The organism is Macrococcus epidermidis, assembly GCF_024205965.1.
Lineage (GTDB): Bacteria > Bacillota > Bacilli > Staphylococcales > Staphylococcaceae > Macrococcoides > Macrococcoides epidermidis.
On the sequence record NZ_CP073819.1, the window covers coordinates 2,425,747 to 2,443,682 of the forward strand.

The 17,936-nt window shown below is 38.7% G+C and carries 12 protein-coding genes, 2 rRNA genes and 1 other RNA gene; 5 read left to right on the forward strand and 10 right to left on the reverse strand.

Annotated elements, in window-relative coordinates; translation table 11 throughout:
- Positions 1-77: 77 nt before the first annotated feature.
- From KFV12_RS12965 to KFV12_RS12975, 3 genes are all read right to left on the reverse strand, one after another.
- Positions 78-3,003: ribosomal RNA gene (locus KFV12_RS12965) — 23S ribosomal RNA — on the reverse strand.
- Between the two features lie 242 nt (positions 3,004-3,245).
- Positions 3,246-4,799 (reverse strand): 16S ribosomal RNA (locus tag KFV12_RS12970).
- The 16S and 23S rRNA genes sit together here, the layout of an rRNA operon.
- A 323-nt stretch (positions 4,800-5,122) precedes the next feature.
- Complete coding sequence (locus KFV12_RS12975) at positions 5,123-5,974, reverse strand: patatin-like phospholipase family protein (RefSeq protein ID WP_254256927.1); 852 nt, start codon at positions 5,972-5,974, stop codon at positions 5,123-5,125.
- Between the two features lie 129 nt (positions 5,975-6,103).
- Between KFV12_RS12975 and KFV12_RS12980 the strand changes: the two genes are divergently transcribed.
- The 5 genes from KFV12_RS12980 (at position 6,104) to phnE (KFV12_RS13000) (ending at position 10,492) form a co-directional block, all read left to right on the forward strand.
- Positions 6,104-6,991 (forward strand): phosphate/phosphite/phosphonate ABC transporter substrate-binding protein, encoded by an 888-nt coding sequence (locus KFV12_RS12980; RefSeq protein ID WP_111717015.1) that lies wholly within the window; start codon positions 6,104-6,106, stop codon positions 6,989-6,991.
- A gap of 137 nt (positions 6,992-7,128) precedes the next feature.
- A complete protein-coding gene (locus KFV12_RS12985; RefSeq protein WP_254256928.1) occupies positions 7,129-8,058 on the forward strand; it encodes a phosphate/phosphite/phosphonate ABC transporter substrate-binding protein in 930 nt (309 codons plus the stop codon).
- Between the two features lie 78 nt (positions 8,059-8,136).
- Entirely contained in the window at positions 8,137-8,910 is a 774-nt protein-coding gene (gene phnC / locus KFV12_RS12990) for a phosphonate ABC transporter ATP-binding protein (protein ID WP_111717012.1), read from the forward strand.
- On the forward strand, positions 8,910-9,689 hold the full coding sequence (gene phnE, locus KFV12_RS12995) for a phosphonate ABC transporter, permease protein PhnE (protein WP_239242241.1): 780 nt from the start codon (positions 8,910-8,912) through the stop codon (positions 9,687-9,689). The genes phnC and phnE (KFV12_RS12995) overlap by 1 nt, the downstream gene beginning before the upstream one ends.
- Entirely contained in the window at positions 9,686-10,492 is an 807-nt protein-coding gene (gene phnE, locus KFV12_RS13000) for a phosphonate ABC transporter, permease protein PhnE (protein WP_111717008.1), read from the forward strand. The genes phnE (KFV12_RS12995) and phnE (KFV12_RS13000) overlap by 4 nt, the downstream gene beginning before the upstream one ends.
- Positions 10,493-10,566: 74 nt before the next feature.
- On the opposite strand, the gene recR is transcribed toward phnE (KFV12_RS13000), so the two are convergent.
- The 7 genes from recR to treC form a co-directional block, all read right to left on the reverse strand.
- Complete coding sequence (recR, locus tag KFV12_RS13005) at positions 10,567-11,163, reverse strand: recombination mediator RecR (protein WP_096077803.1); 597 nt, start codon at positions 11,161-11,163, stop codon at positions 10,567-10,569.
- Between the two features lies 1 nt (position 11,164).
- A complete protein-coding gene (locus tag KFV12_RS13010; protein WP_096077802.1) occupies positions 11,165-11,485 on the reverse strand; it encodes a YbaB/EbfC family nucleoid-associated protein in 321 nt (106 codons plus the stop codon).
- A gap of 18 nt (positions 11,486-11,503) precedes the next feature.
- Complete coding sequence (gene dnaX / locus KFV12_RS13015; RefSeq protein ID WP_254256929.1) at positions 11,504-13,165, reverse strand: DNA polymerase III subunit gamma/tau; 1,662 nt, start codon at positions 13,163-13,165, stop codon at positions 11,504-11,506.
- A gap of 118 nt (positions 13,166-13,283) precedes the next feature.
- Complete coding sequence (locus tag KFV12_RS13020; protein ID WP_254256930.1) at positions 13,284-14,984, reverse strand: immunoglobulin-like domain-containing protein; 1,701 nt, start codon at positions 14,982-14,984, stop codon at positions 13,284-13,286.
- A gap of 181 nt (positions 14,985-15,165) precedes the next feature.
- Positions 15,166-15,431: signal recognition particle sRNA large type (gene ffs, locus KFV12_RS13025), an RNA gene on the reverse strand.
- Between the two features lie 47 nt (positions 15,432-15,478).
- Positions 15,479-16,216 carry a trehalose operon repressor gene (gene treR / locus KFV12_RS13030; protein WP_111717003.1) on the reverse strand — a complete coding sequence of 246 codons (738 nt, stop codon included), beginning with the start codon at positions 16,214-16,216 and terminating at the stop codon, positions 15,479-15,481.
- A 48-nt stretch (positions 16,217-16,264) separates the two neighbouring features.
- Positions 16,265-17,902: an alpha,alpha-phosphotrehalase gene (treC, locus tag KFV12_RS13035; RefSeq protein WP_239242237.1), complete on the reverse strand. Its 1,638-nt coding sequence runs from the start codon at positions 17,900-17,902 to the stop codon at positions 16,265-16,267.
- Positions 17,903-17,936: the final 34 nt, after the last annotated feature.

Below are 17,936 nucleotides of genomic sequence, written 5' to 3' on the forward strand. Positions count from 1 at the left end.
TATTGTACCTTCAAAACTAGATAAACTTAAGAAGAAATATGATGTACCAAACATCACCGTGCAAAAAATCTATAAAATTGATTAAGTCTTCGATCGATTAGTATTCGTCAGCTCCATACATTACTGTACTTCCACCTCGAACCTATTAACCTCATCATCTTTGAGGGATCTTATAACCGAAGTTGGGAAATCTCATCTTGAGGGGGGCTTCATGCTTAGATGCTTTCAGCACTTATCCCGTCCATACATAGCTACCCAGCTATGCCGCTGGCGCGACAACTGGTACACCAGAGGTATGTCCATCCCGGTCCTCTCGTACTAAGGACAGCTCCTCTCAAATTTCCTACGCCCACGACGGATAGGGACCGAACTGTCTCACGACGTTCTGAACCCAGCTCGCGTACCGCTTTAATGGGCGAACAGCCCAACCCTTGGGACCGACTACAGCCCCAGGATGCGATGAGCCGACATCGAGGTGCCAAACCTCCCCGTCGATGTGAACTCTTGGGGGAGATAAGCCTGTTATCCCCGGGGTAGCTTTTATCCGTTGAGCGATGGCCCTTCCATGCGGAACCACCGGATCACTAAGTCCGTCTTTCGACCCTGCTCGACTTGTAGGTCTCGCAGTCAAGCTCCCTTGTGCCTTTACACTCTGCGAATGATTTCCAACCATTCTGAGGGAACCTTTGAGCGCCTCCGTTACTCTTTAGGAGGCGACCGCCCCAGTCAAACTGCCCGCCTGACACTGTCTCCCACCACGATAAGTGGTGCGGGTTAGAAAGTCAACACAGCCAGGGTAGTATCCCACCAACGCCTCCACGTAAGCTGACGCTCACGCTTCAAAGGCTCCTACCTATCCTGTACAAGCTGTGCCGAATTTCAATATCAGGCTGCAGTAAAGCTCCACGGGGTCTTTCCGTCCTGTCGCGGGTAACCTGCATCTTCACAGGTACTATGATTTCACCGAGTCTCTCGTTGAGACAGTGCCCAAATCGTTACGCCTTTCGTGCGGGTCGGAACTTACCCGACAAGGAATTTCGCTACCTTAGGACCGTTATAGTTACGGCCGCCGTTTACTGGGGCTTCAATTCGTAGCTTCGCGAGATGCTAACCACTCCTTTTAACCTTCCAGCACCGGGCAGGCGTCAGCCCCTATACGTCACCTTACGGTTTTGCAGAGACCTGTGTTTTTGATAAACAGTCGCTTGGGCCTATTCACTGCGGCTCTTCAAGGCTTGCACCCTAAAAAGCACCCCTTCTCCCGAAGTTACGGGGTCATTTTGCCGAGTTCCTTAACGAGAGTTCGCTCGCTCACCTTAGAATTCTCATCTTGACTACCTGTGTCGGTTTGCGGTACGGGCACCTAATTTCTAACTAGAGGCTTTTCTTGGCAGTGTGAAATCAACGACTTCGCTACTATAATTTCGCTCCCCATCACACCTTGACCTTAAGAGTACCGGATTTGCCTAATACTCAGTCTCAGTGCTTGGACGTACATAACCAACAGTACGCTTCGCCTATCCTACTGCGTCCCCCCATCGTTCAAACAATCTTAGGTGGTACAGGAATATCTACCTGTTATCCATCGCCTACGCCATTCGGCCTCGGCTTAGGTCCCGACTAACCCAGAGCGGACGAGCCTTCCTCTGGAAACCTTAGTCAATCGGTGGACGGGATTCTCACCCGTCTTTCGCTACTCACACCGGCATTCTCACTTCTAAGCGCTCCACATGTCCTTGCGATCATGCTTCGACGCTGCTTAGAACGCTCTCCTACCATTGTCCATTGGACAATCCACAGCTTCGGTAATATGTTTAGCCCCGGTACATTTTCGGCGCAGCGTCACTCGACTAGTGAGCTATTACGCACTCTTTAAATGATGGCTGCTTCTAAGCCAACATCCTAGTTGTCTGGGCAACGCCACATCCTTTTCCACTTAACATATATTTTGGGACCTTAGCTGGTGGTCTGGGCTGTTTCCCTCTCGACTACGGACCTTATCACCCGCAGTCTGACTCCCGTGTTAAATTATTTGGCATTCGGAGTTTGTCTGAATTCGGTAACCCGAGGGGGGCCCCTAGTCCAAACAGTGCTCTACCTCCAATAATCATCACACGAGGCTAGCCCTAAAGCTATTTCGGAGAGAACCAGCTATCTCCAGGTTCGATTGGAATTTCTCCGCTACCCACACCTCATCCGCTCACTTTTCAACGTAAGTCGGTTCGGTCCTCCATTCAGTGTTACCTGAACTTCAACCTGGACATGGGTAGATCACCTGGTTTCGGGTCTACGACCTGATACTCATTCGCCCTATTCAGACTCGCTTTCGCTACGGCTCCACATATACTGCTTAACCTTGCATCAAATCGTAACTCGCCGGTTCATTCTACAAAAGGCACGCCATCACCCATTAACGGGCTCTGACTACTTGTAAGCACACGGTTTCAGGTTCTATTTCACTCCCCTTCCGGGGTGCTTTTCACCTTTCCCTCACGGTACTGGTTCACTATCGGTCACTAGAGAGTATTTAGCCTTGGGAGATGGTCCTCCCGGATTCCGACGGAATTCCACGTGTTCCGCCGTACTCAGGATCCACTCAGGAGAGAACAACTTTTCGACTACAGGGCCTTTACCTTCTATGGCTGACTTTTCCAAAGTCATTCGTCTAAACTGTTCCTTTGTAACTCCGTATTGAGTGTCCTACAACCCCAGAGAGCAAGCTCTCTGGTTTGGGCTCTTCCCGTTTCGCTCGCCGCTACTAAGGGAATCGAGTTTTCTTTCTCTTCCTCCGGGTACTTAGATGTTTCAGTTCTCCGGGTGTGCCTTCTCATATACTATGTATTCATATATGGATAACATGACATAACTCATGCTGGGTTTCCCCATTCGGAAATCTCTGGATCAAAGCTTACTTACAGCTCCCCAAAGCATATCGTCGTTAGTAACGTCCTTCTTCGGCTTCTAGTGCCAAGGCATCCACCGTGCGCCCTTAATAACTTAATCTGTTATTAATAATTGTGATGTCTGCATAAATGCAGACGCGCGATTTTTTTAAGAATTCAAAAATGAACTCACTCGGTTTTGCTTGGTAAAATCTTTTATTTCTTCTTACTTTATCTAGTTTTCAAAGTACAATTTGAATGACTTACTGGACCGAAGGTCCGATAAACATTCAAAACTGAATACAATATGTCAATGTTAATCCCTATCAGACCTAAAGGTCTGATTTCCGTAATTATCCTTAGAAAGGAGGTGATCCAGCCGCACCTTCCGATACGGCTACCTTGTTACGACTTCACCCCAATCATCTGTCCCACCTTCGACGGCTAGCTCCTAAAAGGTTACTCCACCGGCTTCGGGTGTTACAAACTCTCGTGGTGTGACGGGCGGTGTGTACAAGACCCGGGAACGTATTCACCGTAGCATGCTGATCTACGATTACTAGCGATTCCAGCTTCATGTAGTCGAGTTGCAGACTACAATCCGAACTGAGAATGGTTTTATGGGATTTGCTTGACCTCGCGGTTTTGCTGCCCTTTGTACCATCCATTGTAGCACGTGTGTAGCCCAAATCATAAGGGGCATGATGATTTGACGTCATCCCCACCTTCCTCCGGTTTGTCACCGGCAGTCTCTCTAGAGTGCCCAACTTAATGATGGCAACTAAAGATAAGGGTTGCGCTCGTTGCGGGACTTAACCCAACATCTCACGACACGAGCTGACGACAACCATGCACCACCTGTCACTTTGTCCCCCGAAGGGGAAAGCTCTATCTCTAGAGTTGTCAAAGGATGTCAAGATTTGGTAAGGTTCTTCGCGTTGCTTCGAATTAAACCACATGCTCCACCGCTTGTGCGGGTCCCCGTCAATTCCTTTGAGTTTCAGTCTTGCGACCGTACTCCCCAGGCGGAGTGCTTAATGCGTTAGCTGCAGCACTGAGGGGCGGAAACCCCCCAACACTTAGCACTCATCGTTTACGGCGTGGACTACCAGGGTATCTAATCCTGTTTGATCCCCACGCTTTCGCACCTCAGCGTCAGTTACAGACCAGAGAGCCGCCTTCGCCACTGGTGTTCCTCCATATCTCTGCGCATTTCACCGCTACACATGGAATTCCACTCTCCTCTTCTGTACTCAAGTCTCCCAGTTTCCAATGACCCTCCCCGGTTGAGCCGGGGGCTTTCACATCAGACTTAAGAGACCGCCTACGCGCGCTTTACGCCCAATAATTCCGGATAACGCTTGCCACCTACGTATTACCGCGGCTGCTGGCACGTAGTTAGCCGTGGCTTTCTGGTAAGGTACCGTCAAGGTACGTTCAGTTACTAACGTACTTGTTCTTCCCTTACAACAGAGTTTTACGATCCGAAAACCTTCTTCACTCACGCGGCGTTGCTCCGTCAGACTTTCGTCCATTGCGGAAGATTCCCTACTGCTGCCTCCCGTAGGAGTCTGGGCCGTGTCTCAGTCCCAGTGTGGCCGATCACCCTCTCAGGTCGGCTATGTATCGTTGCCTTGGTGAGCCGTTACCTCACCAACTAGCTAATACACCGCAGGTCCATCTATAAGTGACAGCAGAACCGTCTTTCACTATTGCTTCATGCGAAGCTAAATATTATCCGGTATTAGCTCCGGTTTCCCGAAGTTATCCCAGTCTTATAGGTAGGTTACCCACGTGTTACTCACCCGTCCGCCGCTAAAATCGAGAGGTGCAAGCACCTCTGTCAATTCGCTCGACTTGCATGTATTAGGCACGCCGCCAGCGTTCATCCTGAGCCAGGATCAAACTCTCCATAATAGTTTGTTTGATAAAGCTCTTTGATTGCTTATGGCAATCACTCTTGGGAGTGAACGAAGTTCACTCAAATTATTGGAATTAACGTTGACATATTGTCATTCAGTTTTCAATGTTCATTTTGTTTGTCTTTCTGTCTCACAAGATTTAATTATACTCTCTTGTGTTTTGAAAGTCAACAACTTTTTTAAAAAAGTTTTTTTGTTGTCTTTCGAAGTGCTTGCCCCGTATGAGTTATCTCTACCGGACAAGATATAACTATACAGGGTTTCAAACACTATAACAAGCATAAAAATTACACTTTTGCTGCTTTTTTTAAACTTTTTTTAATTTTCTTTTGTATTAAGCCATTCTTTTATCTTCGGCAGTTGTTCTAAAGCATCTTGATAACCTAAATCATACATTGCTGAAAGCTTATCTCGATTCTTTTCCATACGATCAACTTTTAAATCTTTAGATGGACGAATTACAATTGCATGACCATTCTTTTCCTGGTTATCGACATATTGCAGTGTTTCATTATAAACTGCAGGACGTTTTTGCATCGCTTCATCTACTTTCTTATAACCCTTCACTTTAAAGTATTTAGAAAGTCGACTCGAACGTTTTACATATCCTTTCGGTCTCGTAAGTACAACAACATTATTGGTCATGCCATCACGTTGTGCTTTTCTTAAAGGTATCGGATCTGTAACACCACCATCCAGTAGCTTCTTACCATCGTATTCTACAATGGGTGCCATTAGCGGTAATGAACTTGATGCACGCAGAATCGTCATTAAGTCTTTCCTTAAATATGCTTTATTAAAGTATTCCGTTTCTCCTGTTTCACAGTTTGTGCACGCAATGACATATTCGCCTTTATATTGAAGAAAGTCTTCCATATTAAACGGCACATGCTCTCTCGGGATTTCATCAAAGATAAAATCCATTCCAAACATCTCTTTATTCTTTATATAGTTAGAAAAAGATAAGTAACGTTTATCATCTAAAAAATCTAAAGATACTTTCTTATTTCTTCCTTTCTGTTTAGAAAGATAAGATGCTGCCATGTTTCCCCCAGCTGAAACACCGATTACATAATTAAATTGAATATCATGTTCTAAAAAACAGTCTAATACTCCTGCAGTATATATCCCTCTCATACCGCCGCCTTCTAATACTAATCCAGTTGTCATTTTATTCACCTCATTATATTTAATAATTATAACAGGCTATATAGAAAATTTCTTATTGTAGAAGCAACAATTTTCTAATACATTAAAATAGCAATAAAAATATATCAATTAAACTCGAGGAGCAAATCAATGAAAAAATATTTATTATTACCGTTACTTATTTTAGTCCTATTTGGATGTAGTAACAACGAAACGCAAGAAACCTATCACCCAAAAACATTAAAGGTTCAGTTTGTACCTTCTCAAAATGCCGAAACTTTGGAAGCAAAAGCAAAGCCGTTAGGTAAACTACTATCTAAAGAACTGAATATGCCTGTAAAAGTATCGATCGCCACAAGCTATAATACTATAGTAGAAGCAATGCGTTCTAAACAAGCTGATGTTGCTTTCTTACCACCTACTGCATATGTTATGGCTCACGACCAGGGCGCTGCAGATGTGATTCTAAAATCACTCCACGAAACTGAAGTAAATGGTAAAAAATCAGTTACAGACTATTACAGAGGGCAATTTGTTGTTAATCGTGATAGTAAAATCAAGAATATTGAAGATATCAAAAATAAACGCATCGCATTACAGGAATCTACTTCAACATCAGGTTATCTTTATCCAGTTGGATTATTACAAGATAAAGGCATAGATATCGAAAAAGATTTAAAAACAGTGATGGTAAAAGGTCATGATAAAGCAATTACTGCACTTATCAATAACGAAGTGGATGTCGCAGCAACTTTCCAGGATGCGCGTGATTATTTAGAGAAAGACTATCCTCGTGTTAAAAAAGAAACACGTATCATTGCTGTAACGAAAAAAATTCCAAATGATACGATATCAGTGCAAGCTGATTTAGATAAAAAATTAAAAGAAGATATTAAAGGTGCATTTATCAAACTTTCAAAAGATAAAGCATCTAAAAAAATTATTAAAGAAATATATTCTCATGATGGATATGCACCAACGAATGATAAGTCGTACGACACAATTCGAAAATATGTTAAGGCACAAAGTAAGGAATAATATTTATGTATGTAAAAAATATATGTTTTGTTAATTTAGTGTAAATGGATTAACAAAAACTTAACTGTTCTCTTTTCTCATTTTTGCTAATATTAGTACTGTAGTTAAAAACAAAATTTCAAAGGAGCTTTAAAACTATGTTCACAAACACATTAAAGACAGCTGTTCCTGTAATTTTAGTAGCAACAGTACTAGGTGCATGTGGTGGAGAAAAGACAGCTGAGAATAGCAAAGAAGCGAGTAAAGGTTACACACCTGAAAAATTAACAGTTCAGTTCGTTCCTTCTCAAAATGCTGAAACATTAGAAGCAAAAGCAAAACCTTTAGAAAAATTACTTAAAAAAGAAATTGGTATTCCAGTAGAAGTTTCAGTTTCTACTAACTACAACACAATCGTTGAAGCAATGAAGTCAAAAAAAGTCGATGTTGGCTTCTTACCTCCAACAGCTTATGTATTAGCACATGATCAAAAAGCAGCGGAGGTATTATTACAAGCACAACGTTATGGTGTAAATGATGACGGTACACCGACAAAAGAATTAGTAGATTTCTACAAATCTCAATTTATCGTTAAAAAAGATTCTGATATTAAAAGCTTAAAAGATATGAAAGGCAAGAAAATTGCCATGCAGGATGTAACTTCAACAGCAGGTTACGTTTTCCCGGCAGTTGATTTAAAGAAAGAAAATATCGATCCACTAAAAGATATGGAAGTTACAACAGTTAAAGGACACGATCAAGCTGTTATCTCTTTATTAAATGATGATGTCGATGTTGCAGTAACTTTCCAGGATGCACGTAATATCGTAAAAGGTGATCAACCTAACGTATTTAAAGATACTAAAATCGTTAAGTACACAGAAAAGATCCCGAATGACACAATCTCTGCTCGCTCAGATATGACGGATGAGTGGAGGAAGAAATTAACAGATGCTTTCATCAAAATCGGTAAAGATAAAGAAGGTCAAAAAATCATTCGTGAAGTGTATTCTCATGAAGGTTATGTGAAGTCTGATGATTCTAAATTTGATATCATCCGTGAGTACGACAAAAAAGTTAAAGAATAACCCCTTCTTTAATTTGAATAATTAAATTAAGCTAAACTCAATTGATGAGTTTAGCTTTTTCTGTAAAGGAGCATTACAATGACACAAATTATTTTTAAAGGCGTAAATAAAGTTTATCCCAATGGACATGTTGGTTTGGATAACGTCAATCTAGAAATCAATAAAGGAGAATTTATTGTCATTGTCGGTCTATCTGGTGCAGGTAAGTCTACTTTATTGCGTTCGATTAATCGATTACACGAAATTTCATCAGGTGATATATCAATTGACGGTGTTTCCATCACTCAGGCAAAAGGCAATAAATTGTTAATGATGCGCAGGAATATCGGGATGATCTTTCAAAGTTTCAATTTAGTAAAACGTTCTTCTGTTATTCGTAATGTACTTAGTGGTCGTGTGGGATATCATCCAACATGGAAAATGGTGCTTGGATTATTCCCGAAGAAAGATAAACAAATTGCATTGGAAGCTTTAGATAGAGTAAATATCGTTGAAAAAGCATATAGTCGTGCAGACGAACTATCCGGTGGACAACAGCAGCGTGTCTCTATCGCACGCGCCTTAGCTCAAGAACCAAAGATTATATTAGCTGACGAACCTGTTGCATCATTAGATCCACTTACTACGAAACAAGTAATGGATGACTTAAAACGTATTAATCAAGAACTAGGCATAACTATTATCGTTAATCTGCACTTTGTAGATTTGGCAAGGGAATATGCTACACGTATTATTGGATTACGTGCAGGTAAAGTTGTGTTTGACGGACCGGTAGAACAAGCAACCGACAATGCATTTTCACATATCTATGGTAGAGACATTAAAGACGAAGAGTTGATGGGGGTTAAATAATGAAAAATCCCGATATCAAATCTACCGGTCACATAAAAGCGACATTTACAATACTATTGATATTATCATTGATTATCTGGAGCGGATGGAAGACCAACTTCAGTTTGTCCGTGCTAGCCTTAGGTGCGCCAGAAATGATGAACTTAATACGAGAAATGTTGCCACCAGATTGGAGTTACTTTAAAGAAATTGTTGATCCGATGCTGGACACTATTCGTATGGCGGTTCTTGGTACTACATTTGGATCATTACTCGCTATTCCTGTAGCACTATTATCTGCAAGTAATGTATTTAAATCAAAGTGGATTAATATACCAGTACGTTTAGTGCTCAATGTCATTCGAACAATCCCAGATTTATTACTCGCTTCGATATTCGTTGCAGTGTTTGGTATCGGCGCATTACCCGGGATATTTGCTTTAACCGTATTATCATTCGGTATTGTGGCAAAATTATTTTATGAATCTTTAGAGAATATCGATGATGGTCCGTTAGAAGCGATGACTGCTGTTGGTGCAAATAAATCAAAATGGATAACTTTCGGTGTTTTACCTCAAGCTATTGCACCGTATCTTTCATTTGTATTATTTACATTTGAAATTAACATTCGTGCTGCAGCTGTACTCGGTTTAGTAGGCGCTGGTGGTATCGGATTATTTTACGATAAGACACTTGGCTACTTTGAATATCCAAAAGTAACAACTATTATTATTTTCACTTTGTTTATTGTTATGGTCATCGATTACGTGAGTACGAGAGTAAGGGAGCGTTTACTATGAGCAAAAACTACGATTATTTGAAACCTAAATCATCCGTACCCACTATTATTCGTACAGTTCTTATTATCATAATATTACTTACTATCTATATTTGGGCGTTTAGTGGAATGCCTAAAATTGAAATTAAAGAAAAGTCTTTTGAAATTTTATCAAATATCTGGAATGGTATTATCCACCCTGATACAGGATACATCTACATGCCTGAAGGAGAAGATTTATTACGCGGCTTATTAGAAACGTTTGCTATCGCTTTTTTAGGAACGATGATTTCGGCTGTACTATGTATTCCTCTAGCTTTTCTTTCAGCCCGAAACATTTCGAATCGATTCTTATCTGAAGTAAGTAAATTTTTCTTGAGTTTAATTCGAGTATTCCCTGAAATTATTATGGCGCTACTATTTATTAAAGCAGTGGGACCAGGTGCTTTTGCCGGTGTACTTGCCGTAGGTATACATTCTATAGGAATGCTCGGAAAGTTATTTGCTGAAGATATGGAGAATTTAGATATGGGACCATCAGAAGCTTTAATGGCAACTGGTGCCAATAAAACAAAAACTTTAATGTTTGCCGTTGTCCCTCAAATATTACCTGCTTTCTTATCATTCGTGTTGTACCGCTTCGAGATTAACTTACGAAGCGCCTCTATTTTAGGATTAATTGGCGCAGGTGGCATTGGAACTCCACTAATATTTGCACTCCAGGGACGCACATGGGATCGTGTCGGAATGATATTAATCGGTATCATCATTATGGTTATAATCGTCGATACTTTATCAAGTGCTATTCGAAAAAGACTAGTTTAAGCATTAATATTAATAGATATAAAAATAAGCATCGTCAATCAATGATTGACGATGCTTATTATTTTGAATGAACGTTATATCTCTGTTCTACCAGATATCGCTTTAGATAAAGTTACTTCATCTGCATATTCTAAATCGCCACCAACAGGTAAACCATGTGCTAAACGCGTTGTTTTAATACCAATCGGTTTAACGAGTCTTGAAATATACATTGCAGTAGACTCACCTTCAATATTTGGGTTGGTTGCCAGAATTAATTCCGTTACTTCTTCATCTTTTAAACGCGTTAAAAGTGATGGAATATTAATATCTTCCGGACCTACACCTTCCATCGGTGAAATTGCACCATGTAACACATGATACATCCCTTTATATTCGCGCATCTTTTCCATTGCAATAACATCTTTCGTCTCTTCAACAACACAAATCATAGAACGATCACGTGTTGTATCACTACAAACGTAGCAAGGATCCGTATCAGTAATATGACCACAAACTGAGCAATATGTCAGTTCGCGTTTCACGTCTACTAATGCTTTCGCAAAATTCATCACGTCATCTTCTTTCATATCTAACACATGAAAAGCAAGACGACTTGCAGTCTTCGGACCTATACCAGGCAACTTCATAAAACTATCGATAAGTTTCGATATTGGTGCAGGATAATGCATATTACATCATTCCTGGAATGTTTAATCCTTTAGTATGTTGTCCTAAACGTTGTGCAGTAACATCATCTGCTTTTGCTAATGCATCGTTTGTTGCAGCTAATACTAAGTCTTGTAACATTTCGATATCTTCTGGATCTACTACTTCTTCTTTAATGATGACATCTAGTACTTCTTTATGTCCAGAAACAACAACAGTAACCATACCACCACCTGCTGTCCCTTCAATTCTTTCTTCTTTTAACTTTTCTTGCTCTTCAGCCATTTTCTTTTGCATCTTTTGCATTTGTTTCATCATTTGTTGCATATTTCCGCCACCGCGCATATTCATTTCCTCCTAAGTTTAATCAATAATATTAATTGCATCTTCACCAAATAAATTTGCTGCTTCTGATACAATATCAACTTCTACAGGTTTCTCTTCCTGTTTTGGTTGTTTTCTATTCTCAATATAAGTATGTCGAACTTGTAGCCATTGAGAATCTGGTACTCCTACCATTTTAACTTGTTTTTTAATAATTGTGTATACTATTGCTTCAATCTGTTCTCTTTTTGCATCATCATTATTGACCATATCACAATGAATCTCTTCTCCAAATTTAATAAGCACATGCGTACTACTTGCCGCGACAGGCTCTGAATGTTTCAGCAAGCTCACTAATGAACGCTGGCCTTGTGATTCAACGTGAGCAAGCAGCTCTCCCCAATTACTCTTCAAGAAGCTTAGATCCTCACGATTCGCATTATCAAGAACTGTTTCTATTTGACGCATTGAGAAAGCATTCTTGTTCTTCTTAGGCTCTTTCTTAGTTTTCTGAGGTGCTGATGCTTGGGTAGCACCTTGATTGATACGAGATTCTAAAGCATTGATACGCGCTTCAATATGACTTGTATCTACCACTGGTGTACCAGCATTGCTTTGTACACTTTGCTGAGATACAGCCGCTTCACTTTGTTTCACGAGCTCAGACAGTTTAACAATCAGTACTTCAAAATGTACGTTCGAATTGACAGAAAAACGCATCGCTACTAGCGTATCGTTAATCTTATCAATCATTTCATAAATCGTAGGTAATGCTAATGAATAAATTGCAGCATCACCTTTTTGATCTGTCGCAAATTCCACAATAACATCACGCAGAAAATAAATTAAATCATTTACTAGACGGGTAACTTCCTTACCATCCGCAAGTAATTGATGATACTGTTCAAAAGCACCTTTAACGTCATGTACAATCACTTTATCCATGAGTGACATTAAATCTTCACGACCGACACTACCCGTTACATTTAAAACATGATTTAACGTTAACTTCGCTTCACCAAATGCGATTGCCTGATCTAAAATACTTAATGCATCACGCATACCACCTTCAGCACTCGTAGCAATAAATTCAAGTGCCACATCTTCATATTCGATACCTTCCTTGTTACAGACAAATGCTAAGTGGTCTTTAATATCAGGTAAAGCAATTGCTTTGAAATCGAATCGCTGACAACGCGAAATAATTGTAGCAGGAATTTTATGTGGTTCAGTTGTCGCAAGAATAAATATGGCATGTGCAGGTGGTTCTTCTAATGTCTTTAACAACGCATTAAAAGCACCCGTAGTAAGCATATGCACTTCATCGATAATATACACTTTATATTTGGATTCACCCGGTGCATATTTGACTTTATCACGAATATTACGAATCTCATCTACACCATTGTTACTCGCCGCATCGATTTCTATTACGTCAGAATTCGTTCCATTTGTAATCGACACACAAGTCGGACAATGATTACAAGGTTCACCCGTATCACTTTCCGTACAGTTAATCGCTTTCGCAAAAATTTTAGCGATACTCGTTTTCCCTGTACCACGTGGACCATTGAAAAGATAAGCATGAGAGATTTTATTTTTCTGAATTGCATTTTTTAAAGTTGTCGTAACATGCTTCTGCCCCACAACTTCTTCGAAAGACTGTGAACGAAACACACGATATAAAGCTTGATAACTCAAGTGAGTCCCCTCCAACAAAAATTAGTACTCTTATTATAACATTGAACGGAAAACCGTCCTATTAAAAGCATCAAAAAAAGCTTGAGGAAAAACCTCAAGCCTTGAAAACTTTAAATTATTATTTTACAACGACATAACGCGTCTTTTTAGCAGTGTTACCTTTGCTGTCTGTAGCAGAGTAGTAAAGTTTGTATTTACCTTTTTTACTTGGATTAACCTTACCTTTATATGTTACTTTAACATATTTCTTATCTACATAGTCATAAGCTTTAATACCCTTAGTATAAGAGAAGGTCTTTTTGCTGTAAGTTGTATTTTTAACACCAGAGATTACAGGTGCTGAGTCTACAACGGTTGCAGTGTTAGAAACATAGATATAGCTTCTTTCTTTACCTTTATAGTCTCTTAATTTTTCTCCATTTTTACCACGGATAGCGAATTTAACTGTGTAGCTACCAGGTTTTGAGAATGTAAACTTATTATCTTTAACAGATAATTTTGTTTTACTTCCAGCGCGTGTAACGCTCATTACTTGAATATTGAAATCTTTATTATTCATTTGAACATTACTATTTGGTTGTTCGTATAACTCAACATATACAGGTAATGTATATTTTTGACCCGCTTTAAATTGATAGCCATTGAATGAAGACATACCTGGACCATCAATTACAGGCATTTCAGCCGGTTTCTTAATAAAGTTAATTTCAGCTGTTTGATAGAAATTATCTTTGCTGAATGTAAATTTAGAAGATGGATCTACAATATATCCTTCTTTTAAATAATAAGCTTTAATATCCTTTAATTGTTCATCAGTTAATTTAGTCGTTACATCTGAATAACGGTTATCGTAACCAGTCTCTTGTAATACAGTGAATGAAGGAATCGCTGATTTAATCACTTGGCCATCACGCTTTAATGTAAATGTCACTAAAGCTTCATCAAATTGGTAACCTGGTGTTTGTTTTAAATCAATATTCGTGATTTCTTCTGCATTTGCAGGTACTTTATCAGGATTATTAATTTCAAAACCTTGTGGTAAAGTTAATTGATATTTTTTTGTTAAGTCACGTAAATCATAAACTTCAATATAGTCTGTGCCTTTTTCTGCAGTAACTACACCTGTAGAAGTTAATTTACCAGTAGATTTAGGAAAATCAGTACGTCCGTCTACCGTTTTAAAGTTAATCGTTAATTTACCATCAGTGCCAGTTGATAATTTAATTACTTTAGGCGATTGAACGACTGCCTCACGTGCATTAACCAACGCTGTTTTTGCTTTATTTACATCTTCAACTTTAGAAGTAGCTTCTCCATATACTTTAACCGCATCTTTCTTCTTAGCAACATAATCAGCAACTAACTTAGTCGGTTTAGAATCTGTTGAAACTTTTACGTCAATTTCAGCATTCAATGCTTTTTTTGCATCACTCAGAGCTTTAGCATCTGCAGCTGTTTTTGTTAAACGCGCATCTTTTGTTTTTGTTGTTATTTCTGCTAATGATTTGCTTTCTGCAGCAAATGCTTCATCTTTAGTATCTGTAGCTTTTAACAAGCTTTCCGCTTTTGTGATTGCTTCTGCTAAAGACTTGTAAGTTGCATCTGTCTCACCTAAAATTGTTTTAGAATTTGTTAATTCAGTTTTTGCTTTTTCTACTGCAGATTCTAAACTTTGTTTAGCAGTAGGCGTAGTTGAAGTATCTCCAGTTGGTGTAGGTTGTGTTGTTTGTGTTTTATTAGCACTCGCTACCCCAGTTAAAATTGTTGTCGATAAAAGTGCAGCTGCGATACTTGTAGAATATAACTTTGATACTTTCATTAAATTCGCCCCTTTTTCAATAATATTGATATCTACCTCATTATAATCAAATTGATACAAAATATCCATATTATTTACAAGTACTACACAATATTTACAATTTTAATCATTTTTAATGAAATAAAAAAACACGCCATATGACGTGTTCATCTATAAAAATTCTATTAATTTATAATTAAAGCCGTGCACCTTTGCTTTGAATAACAAACACAAGCGTTACCCAAGTCGACAGCTCAAAACCGGCTACCCCAGTCACATACAAAGTACCACTTAATGCTGCTTCCTTCCGGACCTGACATGATTCATGGGTTTATATTGGCTAGGACCGATCTCTCAACACTACGTATTCGGGTCAGACCTCACAACTTGTTACCCGAGGCAAAGGGATTAGGTCTTGCCTAAGCGGATTGCAAGTACAGGGAACCGCTACCTCCCCACTTAGCACGGTAATATTTATAATACTAAATCTAACTATATAATGCAACAATAAACTTCTACTTCTCTTTACCAATCGTTCTTCTCGAGAAATCTACAAACTTAAATTCACTTGCTCTATGTTTAGAAACGTTGTATTGAAATGGTGTCGCATCAGCAAGATGTACAATTGAGCGCACGACTGCTGCATACGGTGGTGTTGCTTCAACAAATAAATCTATTTCATATTCAGACATTGGTTCAAACGTAATTACTTTATTAGAATATGCAATTTTTAATCCTAAGCGACGTTCGATATAATCATAAATTGATTGTTCAGCAATTTCCTTAGAAAGTGCTGGCATCATTTCTTGAATAAAATAATCAGTATCTACGATGTTAACAAGATCATTCTTTCTTCTTGAACGAACAACTCTAAATAACTTCGTATCTTCACTAATATTTAACGCTTCCTGTACTTTCGGGTGATCTTTTGCCACAACTGTTTCAAAACTTTCCACTACAGTATGATAATCCATATTAAGTGATTGTTTTATCTCTTCGAAACTAATCAATTGTGACACCGGAAAGTTCAATGATTGATCATAAATAACAACCGATCCTTTGCCTTTGAGCTTTTGGATAAATCCATTCGTTTGTAATAAACTTAATGCTTTTCTTACTGTTTCACGTGATACGCCATACTTTTTTACAAGTAAGTTCTCAGATGGTAACTGTTCACCATGCTTGTACTCATCATTAATAATCTTTCCACTTAACTCCTGATAAATCTTTCGATACTTATTACTGTTCACCATGTCACCCCTATACTTTATGAATCAATTAGCATCAAAAAACCGGAAAGTTTATCGAAGAATAGAGATTGCTTGATAAGGTTCCAGTACATTTGAATGATATGTTCCATTGTTGATTAAGATGCTACCTTCAATATCTATTGAAGATGGCACATCAACCGGTTCATCTGTAAAGTTCGCTAATACAAGGATAGACTTATCATCAAGCTTTCTTTCATACGCAAAAATTTGCGGATGATCTTCTAATAAAGGTTTCACCTCTCCGTATGTGATAATATCTAAGTTATGTCTTAATTCAATTAACTTTTGATACGTATAAAATACAGAGTTTTTATCTGCTAGTGCTTGTTTTACATTGATTTGTTTATAATTTTTAGCCACATCAATCCAAGGCGTGCCAGTTGTGAATCCTGCATTTTCACTATCATCCCATTGTACCGGACTTCTTGAATTATCTCGTGATTTATCTTGTAATATATCTAATATTGCACCATTTGTAAACCCATTATCTGACATGATTTGATAGGCATTTGTAGACTCTATATCACGGTATTGACTAATATCGTCCAAATAAAGGTTGGTCATACCTATTTCTTCACCTTGATAAATATAAGGTGTACCTTGTAAGAAATGTAATGTTATCGCTAACATCTTCGCACTTTTTACACGACGCTCTTCAGTAGAATCATCTCCGAAACGGCTCACAACACGAGGTTGGTCATGATTACACCAGAAGATTGCGTTCCAGCCGCCACCTTTAGAAATACCAACTTGCCATTCGAATAAAATACGTTTCAATTCAATAAAATCAAACGGCATTTTAGTCCATTTTTCACCATCTTTATAATCTACTTTAAGATGATGGAAGTTAAAGACACTACTTAATTCATGACGATCTTCGCGCGTGTAGTTAATACAATGCTCTAAAGTCGTAGAACTCATTTCACCAACGGTCATAAATCCTTCTTTATCACCAAATGTATTGCGATTCATTTCATTTAAGAATTCGTGAACACGCGGACCATCTGTATAAAACTCTTTACCAATCTTATCAGAATCTTTATATTCCGCTTTAGAAATCAAATTGATTACATCAAAACGGAAACCATCCATACCAAAGTCAATCCAATAATTAATCATATCGTAAATTTCTTTACGCAACTTTTCATTTTCCCAGTTTAAATCAGCCTGAGTAACATCAAATAAGCGTAAATAATATTGATTCGTCACAGAATCTAACTGCCATGCATTACCACCAAACTTTGATTCCCAGTTTGTCGGAGGCTGTCCATCTTTCCCGTCTTTCCAAATATAATAATCGCGATATGGATTATCTTTAGATTTACGTGACTCAACAAACCAGTTATGTTCAGTACTCGTGTGATTGATAACAATATCAGACATGATCTTAATGCCACGTGCATGCGCTTCATCTAATAAACGCTTGAAGTCTTCTTTCGTACCGAAATCTGGATTAATCTCATAATAGTCGCTAATATCGTAACCATTATCATTCATTGGAGAACGATACACCGGCGTTAACCATAAATAATCTACACCAAGCGTCTTTAAATAATCTAACTTTTCAATAATACCGTTAATATCTCCCTGACCATTGCCTGTCGTATCGTTAAATGACTTAGGATAAATTTGATATACAACCGACTTTCTCCAATCAGTAACTGCCATTATTAAAACTCCTAACGTTTTTTTGATAATATAA